This is a genomic window from Parahalioglobus pacificus, assembly GCF_014652275.1.
In the GTDB taxonomy this organism is placed as follows: Bacteria; Pseudomonadota; Gammaproteobacteria; order Pseudomonadales; family Halieaceae; genus Parahalioglobus; species Parahalioglobus pacificus.
The window spans coordinates 618558-640546 of sequence record NZ_BMYM01000002.1; the positions used below are offsets into that span (position 1 = coordinate 618558).

General features: G+C 59.2%; 16 protein-coding genes. 5 read left to right on the top strand and 11 right to left on the bottom strand.

Annotation, left to right across the window (positions count from 1 at the left end; all coding sequences use genetic code 11):
* Positions 1–17 precede the first annotated feature (17 nt).
* The 4 genes from IE089_RS11590 to IE089_RS11605 all read right to left on the bottom strand — a co-directional run bounded on the left by IE089_RS11590 (position 18) and on the right by IE089_RS11605 (position 6025).
* Positions 18–2426 carry a TonB-dependent receptor gene (locus tag IE089_RS11590; RefSeq protein ID WP_189477970.1) on the bottom strand — a complete coding sequence of 803 codons (2409 nt, stop codon included), beginning with the start codon at positions 2424–2426 and terminating at the stop codon, positions 18–20.
* Between the two features lie 202 nt (positions 2427–2628).
* Positions 2629–4227, bottom strand: coding sequence for a tetratricopeptide repeat-containing sulfotransferase family protein (locus IE089_RS11595; protein ID WP_189477971.1), 1599 nt, complete (start codon positions 4225–4227; stop codon positions 2629–2631).
* Positions 4228–4263: 36 nt separating this feature from the next.
* Complete coding sequence (locus tag IE089_RS11600; protein WP_189477972.1) at positions 4264–5115, bottom strand: helix-turn-helix transcriptional regulator; 852 nt, start codon at positions 5113–5115, stop codon at positions 4264–4266.
* A gap of 34 nt (positions 5116–5149) precedes the next feature.
* The gene (locus IE089_RS11605) at positions 5150–6025 is read right to left on the bottom strand and encodes a LysR family transcriptional regulator (protein ID WP_189477973.1); all 876 of its coding nucleotides are present in this window, start codon (positions 6023–6025) and stop codon (positions 5150–5152) included.
* Between the two features lie 113 nt (positions 6026–6138).
* On the opposite strand from IE089_RS11605, the gene IE089_RS11610 reads away from it, so the two are divergent.
* Genes IE089_RS11610 through IE089_RS11620 form a run of 3 tightly spaced genes read left to right on the top strand, consistent with a single transcriptional unit; the run spans position 6139 to position 9732 of the window.
* On the top strand, positions 6139–7323 hold the full coding sequence (locus IE089_RS11610) for an acyl-CoA dehydrogenase (RefSeq protein ID WP_189477974.1): 1185 nt from the start codon (positions 6139–6141) through the stop codon (positions 7321–7323).
* Positions 7323–8510, top strand: coding sequence for a CaiB/BaiF CoA transferase family protein (locus tag IE089_RS11615; RefSeq protein WP_189477975.1), 1188 nt, complete (start codon positions 7323–7325; stop codon positions 8508–8510). Before IE089_RS11610 ends, IE089_RS11615 begins: the two co-directional genes overlap by 1 nt.
* A gap of 49 nt (positions 8511–8559) precedes the next feature.
* Positions 8560–9732 carry an alpha/beta hydrolase family protein gene (locus IE089_RS11620; protein WP_189477976.1) on the top strand — a complete coding sequence of 391 codons (1173 nt, stop codon included), beginning with the start codon at positions 8560–8562 and terminating at the stop codon, positions 9730–9732.
* 7 nt (positions 9733–9739) lie between these two features.
* On the opposite strand, the gene IE089_RS11625 is transcribed toward IE089_RS11620, so the two are convergent.
* Genes IE089_RS11625 through IE089_RS11635 form a run of 3 tightly spaced genes read right to left on the bottom strand, consistent with a single transcriptional unit; the run spans position 9740 to position 13896 of the window.
* Positions 9740–10936 (bottom strand): acetyl-CoA C-acyltransferase, encoded by a 1197-nt coding sequence (locus tag IE089_RS11625; RefSeq protein ID WP_189477977.1) that lies wholly within the window; start codon positions 10934–10936, stop codon positions 9740–9742.
* A gap of 30 nt (positions 10937–10966) precedes the next feature.
* Complete coding sequence (locus IE089_RS11630) at positions 10967–12202, bottom strand: acetyl-CoA acetyltransferase (protein WP_189477978.1); 1236 nt, start codon at positions 12200–12202, stop codon at positions 10967–10969.
* Complete coding sequence (locus tag IE089_RS11635) at positions 12199–13896, bottom strand: class I adenylate-forming enzyme family protein (RefSeq protein WP_229802725.1); 1698 nt, start codon at positions 13894–13896, stop codon at positions 12199–12201. The genes IE089_RS11630 and IE089_RS11635 overlap by 4 nt, the downstream gene beginning before the upstream one ends.
* Positions 13897–14017: 121 nt before the next feature.
* Between IE089_RS11635 and IE089_RS11640 the strand changes: the two genes are divergently transcribed.
* Entirely contained in the window at positions 14018–15538 is a 1521-nt protein-coding gene (locus IE089_RS11640; protein ID WP_189477979.1) for a carotenoid oxygenase family protein, read from the top strand.
* A gap of 64 nt (positions 15539–15602) precedes the next feature.
* Positions 15603–17339, top strand: coding sequence for a DUF885 domain-containing protein (locus IE089_RS11645; RefSeq protein WP_189477980.1), 1737 nt, complete (start codon positions 15603–15605; stop codon positions 17337–17339).
* A 40-nt stretch (positions 17340–17379) separates the two neighbouring features.
* Here the strand turns inward: IE089_RS11645 and IE089_RS11650 are convergent, their stop codons facing one another.
* From IE089_RS11650 to IE089_RS11665, 4 genes are all read right to left on the bottom strand, one after another.
* Positions 17380–18192: a M48 family metallopeptidase gene (locus IE089_RS11650; protein ID WP_189477981.1), complete on the bottom strand. Its 813-nt coding sequence runs from the start codon at positions 18190–18192 to the stop codon at positions 17380–17382.
* A gap of 256 nt (positions 18193–18448) precedes the next feature.
* Positions 18449–19543 carry a Rieske 2Fe-2S domain-containing protein gene (locus tag IE089_RS11655; protein WP_189477982.1) on the bottom strand — a complete coding sequence of 365 codons (1095 nt, stop codon included), beginning with the start codon at positions 19541–19543 and terminating at the stop codon, positions 18449–18451.
* Positions 19544–19694: 151 nt separating this feature from the next.
* The gene (locus IE089_RS11660; RefSeq protein ID WP_229802726.1) at positions 19695–21008 is read right to left on the bottom strand and encodes an NTP/NDP exchange transporter; all 1314 of its coding nucleotides are present in this window, start codon (positions 21006–21008) and stop codon (positions 19695–19697) included.
* A gap of 3 nt (positions 21009–21011) precedes the next feature.
* Complete coding sequence (locus IE089_RS11665) at positions 21012–21929, bottom strand: aldo/keto reductase (protein WP_189477983.1); 918 nt, start codon at positions 21927–21929, stop codon at positions 21012–21014.
* Positions 21930–21989: the final 60 nt, after the last annotated feature.

A 21989-nucleotide genomic window follows, 5' to 3' on the forward strand; every position in this document is an offset into this window, starting at 1 on the left:
ATAGATGAGAGGTGGGCTTAGAAGTTGTAGCCCAGCCTCACCCCGGCCGTGCGCGGTCGCGCGGGGCCAAACACATACTGTGGGTAAGCCGTGCCATCGAAGCCTTCACCGAACGTACCGTCATCCCAGGTGTTGTCGAACACGTTCTCAACATAGCCGCTGACGAACCAGCTCTGGGTTTGGTAGCCCAGGATGATATCGGTCTGGTCGATAGTGTTGATGGTCTGCTCGGCCAGGCTGGGCGGAATCCAGTCACCGCGCATATCGTCCTCCCAGGACCAGGCTATGTTACCAAACAGTTCGCCGTTACCCATGGGGAATACCGCGTTGAGCACGGCAAAAGCCGTATACTCTGGAGCCAACGGCAGTTTCTCGCCCTCACAGTCATCCAGTGTGCCGCCCAGGTTCTCAGCTTCACCACAGAAGGCCTGAACATCGTTGGCTTCTGAATCCAGCCACGAGGCACCGACGCGCAGGTTGATATTGTCTGTCAGTGCTGCAGACACTTCCAGTTCCGCTCCCCAGCCATCGAGTGTGCCGACGTTACCCGCGACTGTCTGGAAGCCGGCGCCAACAGGGTTAGGCTGAGTAAAGAAGGACTGCAGGTCTTCGTACTCGTACAGGAAGCCGGTCAGAGCCACTTGCACCCGGTTATCGGCCAGCGCGGCCTTATAGCCAACCTCATAAGAAGTGACCGTCTCCTCGTCGAAGCTGGCGGGTTCGTCGACCCCACGTAATGCCTCTCCCTCGGAAGTCTCGCCGGTGGCGATATTTTGGAAGCCGTAGGTGTCGAAGCCGCCGGGCTTGTAGCCGGTGGCGACCGATGCGAACAACAGGGTGTCGTCATTCGGGCGCCAGTTGGCGACCAAACGGAACGTGGTGTCGCTCCAGCTGTCAGATGCGGACAATACACCATCTGGCGTTGCAGGCTGGCCTTGCACGCCGCCGGAGAACTGAGAGCCGCCGAGGTCGGCCAGGCGCTCGTTGGAATAATCACGGTTGTCTTCCTGATAGCGTACACCCGCTGCAATATCGAACTGCTCGCTTAAGGCATAACCCACCTCTACGTAGGCTGAGTAGCCGTCGTACTTGCCTTTGGTTTCGTTGTAATCGTTGATCAGGCCATTGGTGGATGGGGTGAAATCGTAACCGGCGTAGTTGTAATAGGCCTGACAGCCACGATAAGCCTGGCCGGCATACAAATAGTAATTGAGATAAAGGTCGCAATAGACGTCTTCAGACTGGATATTGCCGAAGGTCGTCTCGATATCCTCCTCGTAATAAGAGATACCGGCGTACCAGTCCAATGGGCCGTCAGTCTGAGACGTCAGGCGTAACTCGGTTTCAAAATAGTCGCCAGACTGGAACTGCTCATATTCGAAAAGGGTGATCGGCAAGCCATCGAAGTCTTCACCGTACTCATAGTCGTGGTCTTTGTAGTGGGTCAGCGACGACAGCATTGCGAAGCCCAGATCGTAGTCCATCAGCAAGGTGAAGGCGCTCACTTCTGTTTCGTCTCGACTCCCTACTTCATCATTGACGTTCACGTTGCGGCTGTCGCCCACGTTCCAGGGCTCACCTCCATTGAGGAACAGGCCTGGGCCGCTGCTGAAGTTCGGGCCTTCACCCGTTACGCGGTAAACGGAGCCTGATTGGTCTCGGTCGTCGTACTGAAGGATGAGGTCCCCGTTGAACTTCTCGGTGGTGTAGTTGAAACTCACGCGGAGCGAGTCGTTGTCGTGCTCGATCAGGTCATCGCCGCCGAACAGATTTTCAACGTAGCCGTCTTCCTCTGTATGTAAACCGGCGATGCGCATCGCGAAGTTGTCGGTGATAGGTACATTCACGCCGCCCTCAAAGACGAACACGCCTCGCTCACCCACATCAATTTCCGCGAAGCCGTTCAGGTCGTCAGTGGTCGCCTTCTCGGTAATTACGTTGATGGCCCCTGTTACTGCGCCACGTGCAAACAGGAAGCCCTGTGGTCCACGCAGGACTTCCGTACGCTCTACATCAAACAGGCCGCTAACGGCTGACCCGGTACGACCTTGGTAGGTACCGTTCATGAAGAAGCCGATGGAGGGCTCTGCGCCGTTACCAAACAGATTGGTGCGTATACCTCGCACCGAAATAGTATCGAGGAAGGAGTCTTTGGAGTTGCCGGTGATACCCGGTGTGAACTGAATCAGGTCTTTGATGTCATTGAGGTTAAGTAACCGTGTTTCGGTGCCGCTCATGGCTGTCATAGAGACCGATACATCCAGTACGGATTCTGCACGCTTGGTCGCAGTCACAATGACTTCTTCCAATTGCTGTGCCCTTGCCGTTTCTGCGGTCAAGCTGGCGAGTAAGGCAGCAGAGACTGCTGTGGCCAAGCGCGTTTTGGACGCGGGTCGGCTCGTGAGTGAGTTCTCGGGCTTAGTCATGTAGGTCTCCCTGTCGACGTTTCTGTAAAGTGTTCTGCAGGCGCACTTCTATCCGTCGTGTTGCTTTATCGTTCTATGAACACTACTCGGTCTATGCCGCTTGGGTCCATAGCGTCGAGACCGAGAGTATGCCGAAAGAGGACGCCGTAAAAGCCACTGACCGTGAGGCTACCCCTAAAGGGGTAGTGAGACAACGGCTGGGTTAAACCACCAGGGGAATGCCTGCGGCCTCCAGCGCCGCGCGCATGGGGGCCAGCTGTGTTTCGTAGCGGCGCCAGCGGTCGATAGAACCGGTGTGCGCGGGCTGGCGCACTTGCACAGCACTGGCGGTGGTCACTGCCGCATCCTGCTTATGGAACTCCAGGCAGTCGTCCTCCCAGGGAAGTTCCAGATACTCGATAAGCGCCTGCGCATTGGGTTCCAGATTGGACGCCGTCTCCTCGTAGGAGATGTCGAAGAAGCGGTTGCCAAAGCGCTCTCGCCAGACCGCCATCAAGTCGTAGTAGCGGGCGTGATGCCTGGCCATTTCGGTCTGCTCGTAGGAGTGGGGATACGCATCAGCGAACAGCTGTTTGAAGCTGGCGAAGCAAGCGTCCATGGGGTTGCGCCTGAGGTGCACAATCTTCGCCCGGGGCAGGGCCTTGAGGATCAAGGGTATATAGAGGTAATTCGGCGGCAGTTTATCCACGAACCTGGGCAGGTCACCCTGCATCTTGGCGGTGGTCTGCAGGTAGGCTGCTCCCAGCTTTTGGTGGTCTACCTGAGCGGCCAGCTCGGCCAGCCTGGCCGACTGACTTTCGGGCTCGCTGTAGTTGGTAAGCCGGCGCAGGCAGGTGCCAAACTGGCGCAGTTCACCCGCGGAATGTACCTGCGAATGGCTGGTGATGATGCGTTCAACCAGCGTAGTGCCCGTGCGCGGTTGGCCCACCACAAAAATAGGGGAGGGCGCGTCATCGCCTTCACCCGGTGAATCCATCCATTCCTGGGTGAAGGTGTCTGCGAAGGCCTGATACATCTCCACCTCGGCGGCCTCGTCAAACTCCATCACGCTGCGGCGTGCCGCTGCACCCTTTGCGAAGGCCTCAAAGGCGGCATCCCAGTCCTTCAGGTCTTCCAGCTCTTTTCCAAGGCCGTAGTAAAGGAAAGCCAGGGCTCGGGGATCGCGCCGCTCCTGTTTGACTAGGCGTTCCAGTTCTATCACGTGCTCGTGCCCCTCGGCTTTGCGCAGGTTTGAGAGCAGCCAGTGGGCGTTGGCATTGCCCGGACGTAGCTTCAGTGCGTGATTCAGCGCGTCTTCTGCGCCTGACATGTGGCCTAGAAACATTTCGTTATTCGCCCGGTTCACCAGGAAGGCGACGTTGTCCGGTTCTTTTTCAAGCGCACGCGAGATCCACAGTGAGGCCTCTTCTTGATCTCCCAGTGAGCCGTAAACATTACTGATTACGTCCTGCACAGTCGGGTCATTGGCGTGGTGCTTTACCGCCTCGGCTAACGCACGATCAGCTCGCGCCGGCTGTCCTGCCTGCATGAACAGGCGCGCAAGGTTCGCCCAGGCAGCGCCGTGAGTGGCATCCAACTTAGTGACCGAGCCGAATGCTCTGATCGCGTTGCCCGTTTGTTTGAGTTCCAGCGAGATCAACCCGACAAGGAAGTGGCCTTCAACCAGATCCGACTTGGCGCTGAGTAACTTTTTGCAGCATTCGGAGGCCTCCTTGATACGCCCTGCGTTCAGGTGGGCAAAGCCCTCCCGCAGCGTGGTTTGCATCCATGGGGCGAGTGAGGAATTGGCGGCATTGGACATGGCGTGTGGGATCGATTCTTAAGGGGGTGGTGCGTGTCAGTGAGCGTCGGAGCGGCGTGACTCAGGCGGCTGCAGATAAGCCACCAGCGTATCACCGCCATCGTAATCCTTGGCACTCATCAAGGCGTCCAGGAATAAATAGAACAGCTCCGCCTGTGAGCTGACTTCCAGCTTGGCATAGGCGTGCTTGCGGTGCAGCTTGACGGTTTCTACCGAAATAGACAGCTTCTCGGCGATTGTTTTGGTGCTGTGCCCGTGCAAGACCAGATTGATAACCTGGGATTCGCGCTCGGTCAGCATACTGGAGCCAAAGCCGTCCAAAGCCTTGTGCAGCTGCGCACGCAGGTTTGGGCCCGTACCGCGGTGTGAGGGCTCGGCCCAGTGCGCGTGGCACAGCGCCTGGATAGTCGGTGCAATGTCTCTCAGCACGGCCATGTGCGCCTTGCTGAATGTGGCGCGTGGCGTGGTACGGCCCAGTGCGATGTTCACAAAGCCCTCGTTGCGCAGCGGAAATATGTAGCCGCACTCATCCTTGTAGCCGCACTTGCGGTACCAGCTGCTGTAGTACTCGCTGTCCTTGAAACCCTCGGGTGCGAGGTCGCGCAACCGGAAGGCGCCGTAGCGCTGTTCGCGGGCAGCGGCCAGGTAAAAGGGGTCTAGCAGGAAGGCGCCTTGCAGGTAGCGGTCCAGCGTGGTGCTGCCGGTATCCCGAATCAGGTCGAAATACTCAAGCACCGGCAGGTTGCCACCCTCGTAAACAATGATGGTCGCATCCTCGATGGGGATCAGGGATTTCAATAGACCCACCAGTTCCGAGGCAAAGGCGGGTGTGCCCACGCGCGGGAATAGTTCAGCCAGGTGGCGACTGAAGTCGTAGAGGGTGGACATGGCTTAAACGATTGTCGCCTTCTTGTTCAATTGCTCATGATAACTTGAACGCCGCCCAATCCAAAAAGGCCTGGTTCGCAACGGATATCTGCCGGCTGTGCCGTTTAGCCAGGGCGAGCGTGAGTGAAGGGGCGCCTTCGAGGGGCAGCCCGACAATCCCTAGCTCAGCCTCTGCCATTAGCTTAAGACCCACGGTTGCGCCAAGCCCCTGTTTGACCATGCGCACCAGCATGGGCAAGAAGTTGGATTGCATCCTGAAGTCTGGTTGGCTGCTGGCGCCGGCACAGAGGGTGTCCAATGCCTGGCGCACGTAATAGCCACTCTCGTAGACCACCATCGCCTCGCCGTGCAGCTCCTGCGCGGTGACACTGGATCGATTCGACCAGGGATGATCCTCGGCAACGCACAGCACAATGGGCTCCTCGACCAGTACCACCGACTCAAAATCTGCGAGGCTATCGACAGGCTGCGCCACCACGCCCAGCTCGGTTTGCTCATCCTGCAGCAGCGCTTCGATATCGGTGGTGCCTGCCTGGGTAATGGAGGCTGTCAGACCGGGGTGGTCCTGCAGAAACTCAAGTAGAAGATCGGGCAGGAAGTAGGTGGCCAGCATAGAGGGGCAGGCCAACGAGACTTCACCTGACAGCATTTCGCGCAGCGCATCGGTGCTGCGCTGCAGTTCCTGTGCTTCGCGCAGGATATGCTGTGCCCGCTGCAGCACCTCGCGCCCCTCGGGGGTCAGCCGCGCCTGGCGCTGGCTGCGGTCGAACAGGCGCACGCCCAAAGACTCTTCCAGTTTGCGCACGGCAACGCTGACAGCGGGCTGGGCCATATGCAGCGCCAGGGCCGCCTGGCTGAAGCTGCCGGTGTCAGCGACCACGGTGAATATTTCGAGCTTTCGCAGGTCCATGGCGTCGATTCTACATATACAAAAACTATGAGAAAGATAAAAAACATATATTTTATATATTTAAAGCGGGCTGTTAGGCTGCGCGCCACACTGACAAACCGTGGAGAGGCGCAATGGCAGCGGGTAAGAGCTGGCAGAAACTGAATTGGCAGGATCCCTTCCTGCTGGAGCAACAGCTGACGGATGAACAGCGTATGGTGCGCGACAGTGCGCGCAGCTTCGCACAGGATCAGCTGCTGCCTCGTGTTAAAGATGCTTTTCGCGCTGAGGAAACCGACCCCGCGATATTCCGAGAAATGGGCGAGTTAGGGCTGCTGGGCTCTACCATCGACGGCTACGGCTGCCCCGGCGTGGACTATGTCAGCTATGGCCTGATTGCCCGCGAAGTAGAGCGCGTGGACTCTGGCTATCGCTCCATGATGAGCGTGCAATCCTCTCTGGTGATGTACCCCATCTATGCCTATGGCAATGAAGCACAGCGCGAGAAATACCTACCCAAGCTCGCCACTGGTGAGTGGATTGGCTGCTTCGGCCTGACAGAGCCTGACCACGGTTCTGACCCCGGCAGCATGGTCACCCGTGCGCGCAGCGTTGACGGCGGCTATGCCATCAGCGGTGCCAAGATGTGGATCAGCAACAGCCCCTTTGCCGACGTGTTCGTGGTATGGGCGAAGACGGATGACGACAAGATTCGCGGCTTCATTCTCGAGAAAGGCATGCCCGGCCTCAGCGCGCCCAAGATCGAGGGCAAGCTGGCATTGCGTGCATCCATCACCGGCGAGATCGTGATGGATGAGGTGTTTGTGACTGAGGAGCAGTTGCTGCCTAACACTGAAGGCCTGAAGGGACCCTTCGGTTGTCTTAACAACGCGCGCTATGGCATTGCCTGGGGTGCACTTGGCGCCGCGGAAACCTGCTGGCACACCGCGCGCGACTACACCATGGACCGCAACCAGTTCGGTGTGCCCCTGGCCTCCAAGCAGTTGGTGCAGCTCAAACTGGCAGATATGCAGACCGAGATTTCACTGGGCTTGCAGGGCTGCCTGCGTGCAGGACACCTCATGGATGCGGGCCAGATCGCACCGGAGCTGATCTCACTGATCAAGCGCAATAGCTGTGGTAAGGCGCTGGATATCGCGCGTTCTGCCCGGGACATGCTGGGCGGTAATGGTATCTCGGATGAGTACCCCATTATGCGTCATATGGTGAATCTGGAAGTGGTTAACACCTATGAGGGTACTCACGACGTGCATGCCCTGATCCTTGGACGCACCCAGACCGACATACCCGCCTTCTGATGGGAGCGCTCACCGGTCTTAAGGTGCTGGACCTTTCACGGGTGCTGGCCGGCCCCTGGTCCAGTCAGCTGTTGGCCGATCTGGGCGCCGATGTGATCAAGATCGAGCGCCCGGGGCAGGGCGATGACACCCGCAGTTGGGGCCCTCCGTTTATGCCGGATGCGGCCGGTAATGCAACGGCTGAGTCGGCGTATTTTATGAGCACCAACCGGGGCAAGCGCTCTGTGTGTGTGGATATCAAGAGCCCGGAAGGCCAGGCCCAGTTGCAGCGTCTGGCGGCCACATGCGACGTGGTGATCGAAAACTTCAAGGTGGGTGATGCAGCTCGCTATGGCCTGGATTACGCCACACTGTCCGTAAAGCACCCGGGTATTGTGTACTGCTCGATCACAGGTTTCGGCCAGACCGGCCCGCTAAAAGACAGGCCGGGTTATGACTTTTTAGTGCAGGCCATGGGTGGTCTGATGAGCGTTACCGGTGTCGCCGATGGCGAGCCAGGCGCTGGGCCGCAAAAGGTGGGCGTGGCGCTCACCGACATCATGACCGGACTCTACGCCACCATTGGCATTCTTGCCGCACTGACCGAGCGGCGCAGCTCAGGGCTTGGTCAGCACGTGGATCTGGCTTTGCTCGATGTCACGGCGGCCACCCTGGCGAATCAAGCCAGTAACTACCTGGTGGGTGGCATGAACCCCACCCGGCTGGGCAACGCGCACCCCAATATCGTTCCGTACCAGAGTTTTGTCGTGGCGGATGGTCACCTTATTATCGCTGTAGGCAACGATGGCCAGTTCCAGCGCTTTGTCGGTGTGCTCGGACTAGAGGCGCTGGGTACAGATCCGCGCTTTGCGCGTAATGCGGATCGGGTTGCCAACCGGGATGCGCTGGTGCCCCTGCTTCAGCGCGAGCTTCTGAACCGCAATCGCGATGAGTGGTTGGCATTGCTGGAAGAAGCGGGCGTGCCAGCAGGGCCCATCAATACCGTGGCCGACGTCTTCGCCCAAGAGCAGATTCAGGCCCGCGAGATGCAGGTCAACGTGCCGCACCCCCTAAACACTGATCTGCAACTGGTGGGGAATCCCATCAAGCTGTCGCGCACGCCAGTGCAATATGATCAGGCGCCGCCGCAGTTGGGTGAGCATACCGATGAGGTGTTAGCCGCTCTTGCAGCCGATCGGGGCTGGTGACTTACGGTCCCCGCGACCATAATGAAGCGGCTTTCTGGGGGAGTACACAATGAAAAAACTACTGTGGATCTTGGCCGGCATCATTTTGCTGGCCGCGGTTGGTATTGGGTTTCTGGTTTCAGGCAATAAGCCGGAGCCCTTTCCTGAAGGTAGCCAGAGTGCCCTGTGGCTGGAGACAGGCCCTTACACCGTGGCAAGCTTCGAAGAAGCGTTTGTCGATAGCAGCCGCCCCACCGATGCCAATGGTGATTACGCGGGTGCTCCAGAGCGCACGCTGGACGGCAAGGTCTGGTATCCACAGGGTGAAACCGGCGCGGTCCCGCTGATCGTCTACAGCCACGGTTTTACCTCTAGCCGCGAGGGCGGGGCTTACATCGCAGAGCATCTGGCCAGCCATGGCTATGTGGTAGTGGCGGTTAACTACCCCCTCACCAACATGAATGCGCCCGGTGGCCCCAATGTGAAGGATGTGGTGAACCAGCCTGCGGATGTCAGCTTCCTGATAGATACGTTGCTGGCGCGATCAGCCTCCAGTGATAATGCCCTATCGGGTCTGATTGATGCTGATCGCGTGGGTGTCACTGGCATTTCATTGGGTGGCCTTACCAGCACCCTGGCGGCTTTCCACCCCGAGTGGGCGGACTCGCGCATCAAGGTGGCCTTGTCGATTGCGGGCCCCACCGCACTGTTTACGCCCGATTTTTACCGCTTCAATGACGTACCATTCCTGATGTTGGCGGGCGATCTTGACGCTATCGTGCCCTATCCCACGAATGCAGCGCCTATCCCTGCGGTGGTCCCCGGCGGTGAGTTGGTCACCCTGGCGAATGGCTCACACACGGGCTTCGCCGGCCCTGCGGCAGCGCTGGCCTGGATGGATAACCCGGACGCGTTGGGATGCTATATGGTGCTGAATAACATCGATGAGGGCGATGCCGACAGCTGGTACGACCTGCTGGGCACGCCAGAGCAAGGCATCAACTATGACTATCAGGATGAACTTTGTCTGATGGACCCACTGCCAGAGGCGATGAACGTGTTGCGTCAGCACATGATCACCGCAGTGGTTGTGCTGTCCTACTTCGAGAGCAAGTTTGCACAGGATGTGGTTCGCAAGGCCGACGCCCGCCGTTTCCTGTTTGATGACCTGCCCCGTGAAGCGGGCGAAGTGACGGTGACGTCCGCTGCTGATGCGCTGGCTGCCGGGTCAGCCGGGCAGTAACAGCTCTTCAACAGCGCTGCAGGATCAGAGCGCTGCCGCTACCGGCGGCGCCGCTGGCTGCCACCAGACCAAGTTCCAGGTCGCGCCGATTCATTTCATCCAGCAGGGTGCCGGTCATAATCGCCCCGGTCGCACCCATGGGATGGCCCAGCGCAATCACGCCCCCGTTCACGTTCACCGGCTTGTCTTCAAGCCCCATTTCCCGCTCCACCTTGATGCTGGTGGCGGCAAACGCCTCGTGAATCTCAAAAAGCTGGATATCGTCAGTGGTCACGTGCGCGCGCGCCAGCACCGTCCGACTGGCGTCGATACAGCCTGCCAGGACTTCTAGCGGCTCACCGCAGGCCGTGGCACTGGCGACCAGTTTCGCGCGGGGCGCGATACCCAGTTGCTCGCCGAGCGCGGCATCGCCGAGAACAACGACCGAGGCCGCGTCGCACATCGCAGGCGAATTGCCGGCAGTGTGCACATGTCGTATCTGCTCTAGCTCACCATAGGCCGCTAATTGCACCTTATCGGCATAGGCTTCTCCTAGCTTGGCGAAGGCAGGCGGTAGCGCTGCCAGGCGCTGGGCGGTCATATCCGCGCGTATGCATTCGTCGGTATCCACGACGCCGGCGTCTGTCGTGATAGGAACGATGGACGTGAAATACCCCTTTGCCTGAGCTTCTGCTGCTCGCTGTTGGCTGCGTAGTGCCACCGCATCCACCGCCTCGCGCGACATATCGCCCCGTGTCGCGATCAGGTCAGCGCCACTGCCCATTAACAGCATCTGGTTGGCAACGGCGTAGCCGGGGTCGGCAAATACCCGGGCTTTGTCCGCCAGTAGCGGAACACGTGACATCATTTCGATACCCCCGGCGACAATGCAGCGGCTGTGTCCGGTTGCCACTTTCATTGCAGCCAGGGCAATGGCATCAATGCTGGAAGAGCAGAAGCGATTGACCGTCAGGCCGGCTACGGATGCGGGCCAGCCGGCATGCAATGCAGAGGTTTTTGCGATGTTGGCCGCTTGTTCCCCTTGCTGGGTCACGCAGCCCAGTATTACCTCGCTGACACGATGGGGCTGCAGCTGTATGCGCTGCTCCAGGTGGCGATAGAGCTGGGCCAGCAGTTCCGGCGGCGTCAGGCTATGCAGGCCACCGCTGTCCTTGGCCTTGGTGCGCGCCGAGCGAATGGCGTCATACAGATAAACGTCTTGCATTGGAGTTTTCTGCCCGGCGAGCTGTCAGTGTCAGGGGCCAACGCCGATGATGAAGCTGGCGCAGGTAGTGGTGCTGCCACCCACGTTGAAGGTCTGCATGTTCTGCGCCTTGCTCAACTGGTAATCTCCGGCCCCGCCGGTGACCTGTCGGGCACAGTCCAACACCATGCGTACGCCGGTCGCGCCCACGGGATGCCCCAAACCGATCAGGCCGCCGCTGGGGTTGATGGGTAAATCGCCGTTGCGACTGATGCGCCCCTCTTCAACGGCCTTCCAGCTTTCGCCGGGGGCGGTGAGCCCGCTGTGGTCGATAGCCATGTACTCGGTCACCGTAAAGCAATCGTGGGTTTCTAGGCCGTCGAGCTCGGTAATGTGGCCAAAGCCTGCGCGTCTGCGGGCTTCTTCCAGCGCCATTGCCGCATGCGGGAACAACAAAGGCTGGTCCTTGGATGCGCGCAGCTTGGTTTCCAGCATGATGGGGGCAGAACGGTGCCCCCAGCCCTTGATACGCGGAATATCTTCCAAGCTCAGGCCGTGTTTCTGCGCATGCGCCCGCGCCGCGGACTCGCTGGCGAGGATGATGCAGGCGGCGCCGTCGGTGATCTGGCCACAATCCATTTTGCGCACGCGCCCTTCGATCACGGGATTGAGTTCGTCGTTGTCGCTAAAGCAACCCTCGGGAAACTGCCAGTCCCTGGACTGAGCTCTGTGATTGAGTCGCGCATTACCGAAGTTGATCTCGGCGATGCGGTTCAGGTGCTCGCCGTCGATACCGTAACGCTGGTCGTATTCGCGGGTGATGCGATCAAACAGGTGCGGCCAGGGGAAGTCGCAGTCTGTGGCTTCGTGCCCTTGCCAGGCAGCGGCGCCCAGATGTTCGGCGCCGGTGCGGCCATTGACATTGCGCATCAGCTCCAGGCCCAGCACGCAGGCGACGTTATAGTGCCCGGCTTCGATGTCGCGCATCGCCGACATCACCGCAATAGACCCCGAGGCGCAGGCTGCTTCGTGACGAGATGTTGGAATGCTTGCCAGCTCCTCATACACCTGGCCGAAAAAGCCGCCTATCAAGCCCTGGCCGGCGAACAGGTCGCCCACGAAGTTGCCCACATGTCCGACGTCTATCTGTGCCGGCTCAATGCCAGCTTCCGCCACGGCCTCAGTCAGCGCAGCGGAGAACATGTCGTAAATCTCCAAACCTTCGCGGGCCCAGTTGCGGGCAAAGTCAGTCTGGCTACCGCCCAGAATATAAATCGGGGTACTCATGTTTGCGTCTCCGTTGCACCCTGCAGCTGGTCGCTGAGTGCTGTTCTTACGATTTTGCCCATCGGGTTGCGCGGTAATGCATCCAAAATCAGCAGCCGCTCGGGCAGTTTGAACGTTGCCAAGCCCGCCTCTCGCAGTGCGCTACAAAGGGTGTCCAGCGTGGGCGGTGCGTCCTGCGCAGCAGGCACAATACAGGCACACACCCGTTCACCCAAGTCTGGATCGTCGCAAGCACAGACGGCCCCCTCTGCCACAGACGGCAGCGCGGCCAGTAACTGATCGATTTCACTCGGGGAAATTTTCATGCCGCCGCGGTTGATGATGTCCTTACATCGGCCCACGATTCGGTAGTAGTGCGCGGGCGTGCCGCAAATTTCAACCAGGTCCCCGGTGCGGAAGAAACCGTCGTCGGTGAACACCGCCTCGTGCGTATGTTCCAGATAGCCGTCGAACACAGTGGCGCCGGCAAAGCACAGCTCGCCGGCTTCACCGCACACTGTAATGTCTTCCCCGGTATCCGGATCAATGACCTTGCTGCGCACCAGAGCTTGCCCCACCGACTCCCAGGTAATGCAATCGACCCCAAGCCGGGGGAAGCAAGTGGCCCTGAGTTCGGTGTCCGACACGGTATCGGGTGTGGCAAAAAGGGTGATGCCCTCGTTGGAACCATAGAAATTGATCACCGGTTTGCCGTAGTCCTTCTCCATCACCGCAATCATGTGTGGGGAGAGTGGTGCTGATCCTGATCCCACCGCGCGCAGCGCGCTGAAATCATTGCCCTGCCAGAGCGCAGGTGCATCCGCCAGTTGGTTGAGCAGGGCCGGTGGCGCAATGGTGAAATTGATGCGCTCCTCCTGCAGCTGCTGCAAATAGAGCCCCGGCTCCAACGGGTGGTGCAGCACCAGCGTGCAGCCCAACTCCATGGCCGGGAATAAAAAGCCACCGATCGCCGCCATATTCACCAAGGGGAAGGGATTGAGTAGGCGCTCTCCGTCCCGGTAGCCCGCGGCCTCGGCGGTCACTCTGGCGGTGGCATCCCACATGGCATGGCTTCGGGGCACGCCCTTGGGGGTGCCGGTAGTGCCTGAGGTCCAGCAAACTGTGAGGGTGCGGTGTGCGTCATCAGTAACCAGGCCTGCCAGACAGTTGCGGTCATCCTCTGATAGTGGCTCCAGCGCAAGGCAGTTCATGTCCTTGCCTGCACAAAATACCGGGACGCCGGGCAGCGCTTGCCGGGCAGCGATGGCGATAGACTGGCCCTTGAAGCTCTCGCATACCAGCATGGCATCGGGTTTCAGAGCTGCCCCCAGCGAGCCGATTTCGTGCGTGCTGTATTGCATGGGCAGCGGCGAGATCACGACGCCCAGCTTACTGGCGGCCATCACTGCCACCACCAGCTCGCAGGTATTGGGCAGCTTCACCATCAGACGCTGTCCCGCACTGAGGTTGGCTACGGTGAGCTGCAGCGCCAGATGATCGCTGGCTCTGTCCAGTTCGGCATAGGACATCCTCAGCGCGGACCGGCCCAACAGTGAGTCGGTGTTGGGCGGATCGACGATGGCTTCGCGCTCGGGGTGTGCCCGCGCGTGGCGCAACAGGTGGCCATGCAGGGTCAGTTCGCGCCAGAGTTCCAGGCGGGTGAGCTGTTCGCGGCGGTCGGGGTGGCTGGTGTACACGTTCGGGGTGCTAGTCAATGACGTCTCGAAATCCTAGGTTAGCCGCCCGCACCTGACAAGCACATCGCTTGCAGCCGGGGTGGTGGTTATTTACCCTGCTCGTTCCAGTTTGTGCGGGCTCGCCCGCCGGAGTTGTCACGTGAACCAGGCCCTGAATTTGCGGGAATACCCCACCACCGACCAATGCATCGGGGGGGTTACCCAGTTTGATGACACCCAGCCCTGGATTTACCAGATCGATAACCCCTATCTGCACGGCGTGTATGCGCCCACCACGCAGGAATTGACCGAGAGCCAGCTGCCCGTTACCGGTGAACTACCTGCCGATCTCGACGGTGCTTACTTCCGCAACGGGCCCAACCCGCTGCATCAGCCCGGCAATCGCTATCACCCCTTCGACGGCGATGGCATGGTGCATGGCGTGTATTTTCGCGACGGTGAGGTGGCCTACCGCAATCGCTATGTGGATACGGTTGCTATCGCCGGTGAGCGCGAACGCGGTAGTTCGATCTCGCCGGGGGTGATGGGGCCCTTCGATTACAGCGTGTCTGAGTTTGGCATCAAGGATACTTCCAATACTGACCTGTTTTGCTATGCCGGCGGACTGATGACCCTGTGGTACAACGCGGGCCACCCGTACCGTTTGGACCCGAACACCCTGGAGACCCAGAGTTACTTTGAGCTGGAAGGGCGTAATCACAGGCGACTGTCTGCCCATTCCAAGGTGGACTGGGCCACCGGCGAGTTGCTGTTCTTTGATTACGGTGATGAGCCTCCTTATATGAATTACGGGGTCGCTGACCCCAGCGGAAAGCTCAAACACGAGGTGGCGATTGATTTGTCAGGGCCACGGTTGCCTCACGATATCGGCTTCTCGCAGAACTACACCATCCTGCACGATCTGCCTTTCTTCCATGACCCGGAGGTGTTGCGCAAACATAAAATGCGGGTGCTGACCTTCCACCGTGACATTCCCACGCGCTTTGGCCTGATTCCCCGGCACGGACAGGGCAGTGATGTGCGCTGGTTCGACTGTGAGCCCTGTTACATCCTGCACGTGAGCAATTGCTGGGAAGAGGGTGACTGGGTCATCATGGATGGCTGTCGCTCGGTAAACCCTATGCCCAGCGCCCACAATGGAGAAGGCGAGCTATCGCATATGCTGGCCTACATGCGTTTGGAGGCCAATAACTACCGCTGGCGTTTCAATGTGCGCACCGGCGAGGTTCGCGAGGGTGACATTGATGACCTCAATACCGAATTCAATAAAACCAACCCGCTGTTTCACGGCATCAAGAGCCGTTACGCCTACCATCAGCGCATTCCGCTGTTAGAGGAGGGAGGGCATACCCTGCGTTTTACGGGCTTGGTCAAATACGACAATGAAACCGGTAGCCGACAGGAGTGGGATTACGGCAAGGGTGTGTACGGCAGCGAGGCCGTCTTTGCGCCGCGTAAAGGGGCGGATCGCACCCGTGCCGAGGACGATGGTTATGTCATAACGCTGGTCACCGATAGCCAGTCGTGGGAGTCCCACACCCTGGTTTTTGAAGCCAGTGATATCGCCCAGGGGCCCATCGCCCGCGTGCAGATGCCGCACCGGGTGCCTGCCGGATTTCACGCAACCTGGGCGCCTGGCAGCGCTATTTTTACCTCATAACAGGATTTCAATCGCGCCGGCGGTGCCGGGAGGCCTTCGGGCGACCCCCAATCGGAGACACACTATGCGCACTTGGACGATCGGGCTGTTAGCTGGTCTGGGTTTGTCATTGTCGGCCCAGGCCGACTGGATCGAAGACAGCGATCGCTACGCAATGCAGATACTGCGTGCATCGGCGGCACTGCAGCCCGAGTCTATTGCAGGCGTGGGGATCAGCGATTACGACGAAGAAGTCATGGACCTTGGTCCCAACATCTTCGAGCGTCGCCAGCAGTTGCTCAGGAGCAATGAAGCGTCGCTGCAGGTCTGGCTGAAGTCTGAGGAGGACCCCAAGGTCAGGCAGGACCTGCAAATCATGCTCGAAGATGTGCAGGCAGACTTGGCGAGCAACCAGCTGCACCGCGACATGATGCTGCCCTACAACGATGTGCATGGCGCAATTTATGGCAGCTTTAACAGTCTGCTGGATCCCCGCAATGAAGCATCGCGGTACCCCGCTGCCCTCGCCAGGTTGGCTAAGTACACGGGGCAGGAAGACGGCTATCAACCGATAACTGAGCTTGCCAAGGCACGCACGCAGGAGCGCTTCGATGTGCCGGGTTTGCTCGGGCCCTATACCGCCGAGCTTGAAACGGATTTGGGTAATGCCCCGCGATATATCGAAGGTATTCGGGTGCTGTTTGAGCGTGCGGAGCTTGAGGGTTGGGAAGAGAATTTCGCCATCCTTACCGATCAGCTGAACGATTACGAGCAGTGGTTGCGCGATGAGATGGTGCCGCGTGCTAGAGAGGATAATCGTCTGCCCGAGGCAATCTACGCCGACAATCTGCGCAACTTCGGTGTCAACGATTCCCCTGAGGCTCTGATTGCGCAGGCCCAGTACAGCTACCAGCTGTTGCGCAGCGAAATGAAGGCGCTGGCGGTGCAGATCGCTGATAAGCGTGGCTGGGATGACAAAGATCTGGTGAGCGTGATCAAGGCGCTGAAGAAAGAACAGATTGCCCCTGAAGACGTGCTCAAGACCTATCAGGATCGCCTGTTGGTGATTGAAGACATTATCCGGCGCGAAGACCTCATTACACTGCCCGAGCGGGACGCGGTGATTCGTGTTGCCACGGAGGCCGAGTCGGCAGCTATCCCGGCCTCATTCATGTCCCCACCGCAGCTGGTGAACAACACCGGGCAGTACGGGGAGTTTGTGCTGGTGCAAACCAATCCTGGACTGGAAGGTGACGATGCCGTCATGGATGACTGGAGCCATGATGCCATTGTTTGGGCGCTCACCGTTCATGAAGCGCGCCCTGGCCACGAATTGCAGTTTGCCAGCCTGGTAGAAAACGGTACCTCGTTGGCGCGAGCCCTGTTTGCCTTTAACTCGGCCAACGCAGAGGGCTGGGGGTTGTACGCAGAATCCATCATGCATGAGTTCCTGCCTCTGGAGGGGCAACTGTTCAACCTATACACCCGCATCATGCGTGCGGCACGGATGTTCCTGGATCCAATGGTGAACACCGGTCAGATGACGCACGACGGCGCGCGAGACTTTCTGGTGGAGCAACTGGCGCTGTCATTGCCTATGGCCAGCTCCGAGGCGGATCGGTATGCCTTCTGGGCTCCCGGCCAGGCCACCTCCTACTACTACGGCTACATTTCCCTGATGCGACTGCGCACCGAGGTCGAAATCGCCACAGGGGCTGCTTTCAACCAGCGAGAGTTCCACGACTTTATTTTGGAACAAGGGCTGTTGCCGCCCGATCTGCTGCGCGCTGCTGTGCTGGAGCGCTTCGCCCCCGGCGCCTGATATCTAGCCGTGCTTAATTTGCCCGGCGGCTCGCCGGGCCCTAACGCACGATCAATACTGGGTGTACTGCCGCCTTTTTGCCGTTGGGATTGAGCTGGCGCATTTCGGGCGTCAGTGCGGCCAGCGTGGCACCGCGGTTACCCGGAGAGGGATGCGTGCTGAGAAATTCCGGCGGTGCCTTGCCGGCATTTTGTCCCATCTTGTCCCAGAGGCTAACAGCCGCATCCGGGTCGTAGCCGGCACGGGTGGCTAGCTCGATACCCAGCCTGTCGGCTTCCAGTTCCGCGGTGCGGCTATTGGGCAGCTCGAGCGCCACCTTTGCTGCCACCGAGGCCCCCGCCATGGTGGCCACGGGGCGATCTGAGGCTACGCCCACCGCCAGTACCCCAAGACTGGTCGCCATGGCTCGGGACATGCGCTCGGCCGTATGATTGGCCAGCGCATGCGAAATCTCGTGCCCCATGATCTGGGCAAATTCGTCGTCTGTCAGTTTGAGCTTTTCGAACAAACCGGTGTACACCGCCATGCGACCGCCGGCCATGCACCAGGCGTTCACAGTCTCAGGGTCATCGATGATGGCAACACTCCACTCCCAGTTGGCAGATTTTGGGTATAGCGCGATGGCCTCGGTGACGAGTCGCCCTGTGATTCTGGCGACGCGATCTGCCATGCGCGGGTCATCGACCAGCTTGTTCTCCTGGTCCAGTTGGCTAACTGTACTGAGGTAGGCCTTACGCGATTCCACGATGGCTGCATCAGGCGAGATCAGCATTAGCTGGGAGCGCCCTGTGGGGCTGGTCGCACAGGCGCTGACCAGTAGTGCGAGCGCAATAACAGTGATAAGGCGTGGCATAACAATCTCCTGGCTGTGATGCGAGTGCCGGTTGCCGATTCAAAGGCTCAGTGTAGCCGAATAGCCTGCGCGGGTGATCCGCAATTACTGGCCCTTTGATCGCAGATGTCGACGCGCCCGAGGCGCCGGCAGGGCTGTGTCATTCAATACTTCGACTGCGCCGGGGGGTGAGAGGTTCCTCCTGCGCCCTCCCCATAAAAACCCGACACATAAAAAAGGGGCGCTATTGCACCCCTGGGTATCTCTCGCGACAGTGCTAGGCGGTGAAGCGTAAATCCCCGTCGATATTGTGGTTTACCTCTTCGGGGGTTTTCAGTCCCTGGGTGAGGTGTTCGCCATTGACCTCAGCCTGAATGTCGCTCATGTCCTCAGGCTTGGCGTAGAACTGCGAGTACCACTTGCGTCCCAGTCGGAAGGGGCCGTCGGTCTTTAGCTGCATGATCCGCAGTGCCGGGCGCTTGTTCTGCCAAACGTTGAAATCGGCGCCGAAAGCTTCCAACGCGCCTGCTTGAGCCTCTCTGGCGGCGGCCTTGTCCTCGGCGCTGGCGGGATTGCTCTGGCCTTTATAAAGGATGGCATGCCAAGCTTTCACCAGGCCGTCTTCAATGGGTGTATTGGCGATCAGCTCATAGATCTCATTACCGGCAAACACCTGTTTGGAGAGCAGCAGGCCCGGTCCCGTGTACCAGGTCGTGGTTTGCAAATAGGTCTGGTACAGCTGCATCGGACCGCCTTGTCGCTGGATGTACACGTGGTCCTTAAACTCATTGGCAAAGTACTCACAGGGTGCACCGTGGGTAGGGCCCAGATGGCGCGCGTCCGCCATATTGTCCAAGATCTCCTGCGGGTGGATCGCCAGCTCACCCAGATGGTCTAACTCCCACTGCACCCACTGCGGGTCATCCCATTGTGACAGCATGGGTGGCTGATAGTCGGGCTCCCGGCCATCCGGGTCATACCAGGCCATGATGCACCCCATATTGTCGACCACCGGGTAGGAGCGTATTGCAGCAGACTTGGGGCAGGGGCCATCGAAATAAGGAATATCGTTAACCTGTCCATCGGGGCCATAGCGCCAGCCGTGGTAGGGGCAGCGAATGGAGTCGCCTTCGATTTGCTCGCCGTTCTTGACGATCATCGCGCTTTCGCTGGCCGTCAAGTGCGTTCCCATGTGTGCGCAGTAGGCATCCAAAAGCACGGGCTTGCCGCTCTCTCCGCGGTACAGCGCCAGGTCCTCACCAAAGAACCGTACCGCCAGCGGACCGTCATCCAGTTCCTTGCTTTCGGCGACGATAAACCACCCACGTGGGAAGGTATTCGGTCCCAGGTTGTAATCAGCTGCGAGGGCCATGTGTGCGCTCCTGTCCTTGGTTGTTACCCGAGCAGTATAGCGACAGGCCCCTGTGCTGAGGTCATGATGGTGGGATGAGTATTGCCGCGGCTCAACTATTTGGTGTGATGGCGCAAGCCATCATCAATAATTGAACCGCGCAGCGATGCGATCAGGCGGCCTCGGGTTGTTCCTCGATGGTGCCCTGCATACGGTTGAATTGCCGGCCCAGGTAAATACCCACGCCTGCCCAGAGTGCGGCGATGCCGGCACCGACTGCTGCCATGGCGCCCATTCCCAAACCTAAGGTGGTCAGGCCAGTAAAGGCCCAGCCACTTAGCATATCGCCGCCGCGGTACACCACGATATCGATCACCGGTTTCGCCTTGAAGCGCAGATCCCGATCTACAGCGGTGAACAGCATCTCCCGTGCTGGTCTGGAGATCGCGTAGTTGCCTGCGCGACGGGCAATCTGGATAGCCACCACTACCGCGACCATGGGTGCTGCGGCCAATACCAGCATTCCCAGGCCAATGGCCACTGGCACAGAGGCCAGTGTGAAGGGCAGTCCCATGTACTTCGCCATACGGCCGGTGGCAAAAGCTGCGATAACGAGCGTAAGGATATTGACCACCAGGTCCATCATCGCCCAGATCTGGGATCGCTCGGCGCGACTGTAATCCGCCAGCAGGTTCTTCAGCTCGAAGTACACAAACGAGCTGATGACCGTGTACAGAAAGATGAAGAGTGCGATCCCCAATAAATAGGGACTCTTCAGGAAGTCGACGAAGCCCGACAGCGGGTTGCCGCCAATGTACTGGAGGTCCCCCGGCTTGGCACTGACGTCGCGATTGTGCATCTCAGCTTCTTTCAGGCGCTGAATCCACAGCACGATGGGAAGGGTGAGCACAATGAGTGCGCTGGCAATCAGCAGCAGCGGGTCGGTGCCTGCAAAGCCGGCAACCGCGGCAGCTATGGCAGGTCCACCAATGGCCCCGATACTGGCGCCTGCGCCTATAAATCCGAACAGACGTTTAGCCTGGGGCTTGGAAAAGGTGTCTGACATAAAGCTCCAGAACACCGAGATGTGGAACAGGCTGAACACGCTGATCCACACATAGAACGACTTATCGATGAGGGTGCGATCCGCCACTATCTGCGTAGCGACGTAGAAGGCCACAAAGCTCGCCGCAAAGAAGCCATAGACTGTGGGCACCAGGCGTTCGATTCGGACCTTGGAAATCGCTGTGCCATACAGCGAGACGGCAATGGCACTAAAGAAGAAGTTGAAAGTCCACAGCCAGCTGACCTCCGCATCGGTCCAGTCGCTGGCCATGGCGTCTCGCAGGGGCCTGAGCAGGTAATAGGAGCCCATGAGTACCAGCACCAACGAGAACGACGCTAAGGTTGCGCGCACTTCCTCGGGGTGAATTTCACAGGCGCGTGCGAGGGTGCGCTGCACCCAGTTTGGCGATGATGTACTCACGATTTACAGGCTGGCGAAAACGCGCAGCATCTCCTCTCGCTGGTCGCTGTCGGGAACACGGCCCAGATTGGCCTTCATGTTGTCATCCATGTGATGCACTTTGGAGGTGGCGGGGATGATGCTGGTCACGCCTGGGTGCGCCAGAATGAACTTGAGGAAGAACTGTCCCCAGCTGTCCACGTCGATGTCCGCAGCGACATCGGGCAGGTCCTTGCCGCGGGTCTTGGCGAACAGTGAGCCCCGCTGGTAGGGGCGGTTGATCATGGTCGCAATGCCCTGTTCCTGGGCCACCGGGAACAGAGACTCTTCCGCGGCACGGTCCATGATGTTATAGCTGAACTGCACGAAGTCGATGGGTTCTGTCTTCATCACCTTGATGAACTCATCGTGGCTGCGGCCGTGGGATGTGGTGATGCCGATGTAGCGCACCTTGCCCTGCTCCTTCCAATCCTTGAGCGTGGCCATGTGGGTTTCCCAATCTTGCAGGTTGTGCACGGCAATCAGATCAAAGGTATCTACTGCCATACGGCGTGCGGATTCTTCCATTTGAGCAATGCCCGCGTCCTTGCCGGTGGTCCACACTTTGGTGGCAGCGAATACGGGTGGCTGTTGTTCCATGCCGCGAATGACATCGCCCACACGGCTTTCGGCATTGCCATACATAGGCGAGGAGTCGATCACTTTGCCACCATTGGCGAAGAAGGACTGCATAACCTGTTTTAGCAGCGCGATGGAATCGGCATCGTCGGGGGTATCGAAGGTGCGAGAAGTGCCCATGCCCACAACGGGTATGGCCTCGCCAGAGCTGGGTATCGCCCGGGTAATCATTGGGGCGCTTTCCTGTGCTTGTACGTTCAGCCCCAGGGAAGCGGCGGCAGCAGCGCTGGCGCCGTATTGCAACAGCTGTCGGCGATTAATCATAGGTGGTCTCCATGAACAGGGCGCCAGTGTTTCAACCGTCGCTTGCAGGGTCAAGCCCGC

Coding starts and splice junctions, on each gene's coding strand:
- IE089_RS11590 (WP_189477970.1), bottom strand. CDS start 2,426: ATGACTAAGCCCGAGAACTCACTCACGAGCCGACCCGCGTCCAAAACG.
- IE089_RS11595 (WP_189477971.1), bottom strand. CDS start 4,227: ATGTCCAATGCCGCCAATTCCTCACTCGCCCCATGGATGCAAACCACG.
- IE089_RS11600 (WP_189477972.1), bottom strand. CDS start 5,115: ATGTCCACCCTCTACGACTTCAGTCGCCACCTGGCTGAACTATTCCCG.
- IE089_RS11605 (WP_189477973.1), bottom strand. CDS start 6,025: ATGGACCTGCGAAAGCTCGAAATATTCACCGTGGTCGCTGACACCGGC.
- IE089_RS11610 (WP_189477974.1), top strand. CDS start 6,139: ATGGCAGCGGGTAAGAGCTGGCAGAAACTGAATTGGCAGGATCCCTTC.
- IE089_RS11615 (WP_189477975.1), top strand. CDS start 7,323: ATGGGAGCGCTCACCGGTCTTAAGGTGCTGGACCTTTCACGGGTGCTG.
- IE089_RS11620 (WP_189477976.1), top strand. CDS start 8,560: ATGAAAAAACTACTGTGGATCTTGGCCGGCATCATTTTGCTGGCCGCG.
- IE089_RS11625 (WP_189477977.1), bottom strand. CDS start 10,936: ATGCAAGACGTTTATCTGTATGACGCCATTCGCTCGGCGCGCACCAAG.
- IE089_RS11630 (WP_189477978.1), bottom strand. CDS start 12,202: ATGAGTACCCCGATTTATATTCTGGGCGGTAGCCAGACTGACTTTGCC.
- IE089_RS11645 (WP_189477980.1), top strand. CDS start 15,603: ATGCGCACTTGGACGATCGGGCTGTTAGCTGGTCTGGGTTTGTCATTG.
- IE089_RS11650 (WP_189477981.1), bottom strand. CDS start 18,192: ATGCCACGCCTTATCACTGTTATTGCGCTCGCACTACTGGTCAGCGCC.
- IE089_RS11655 (WP_189477982.1), bottom strand. CDS start 19,543: ATGGCCCTCGCAGCTGATTACAACCTGGGACCGAATACCTTCCCACGT.
- IE089_RS11665 (WP_189477983.1), bottom strand. CDS start 21,929: ATGATTAATCGCCGACAGCTGTTGCAATACGGCGCCAGCGCTGCTGCC.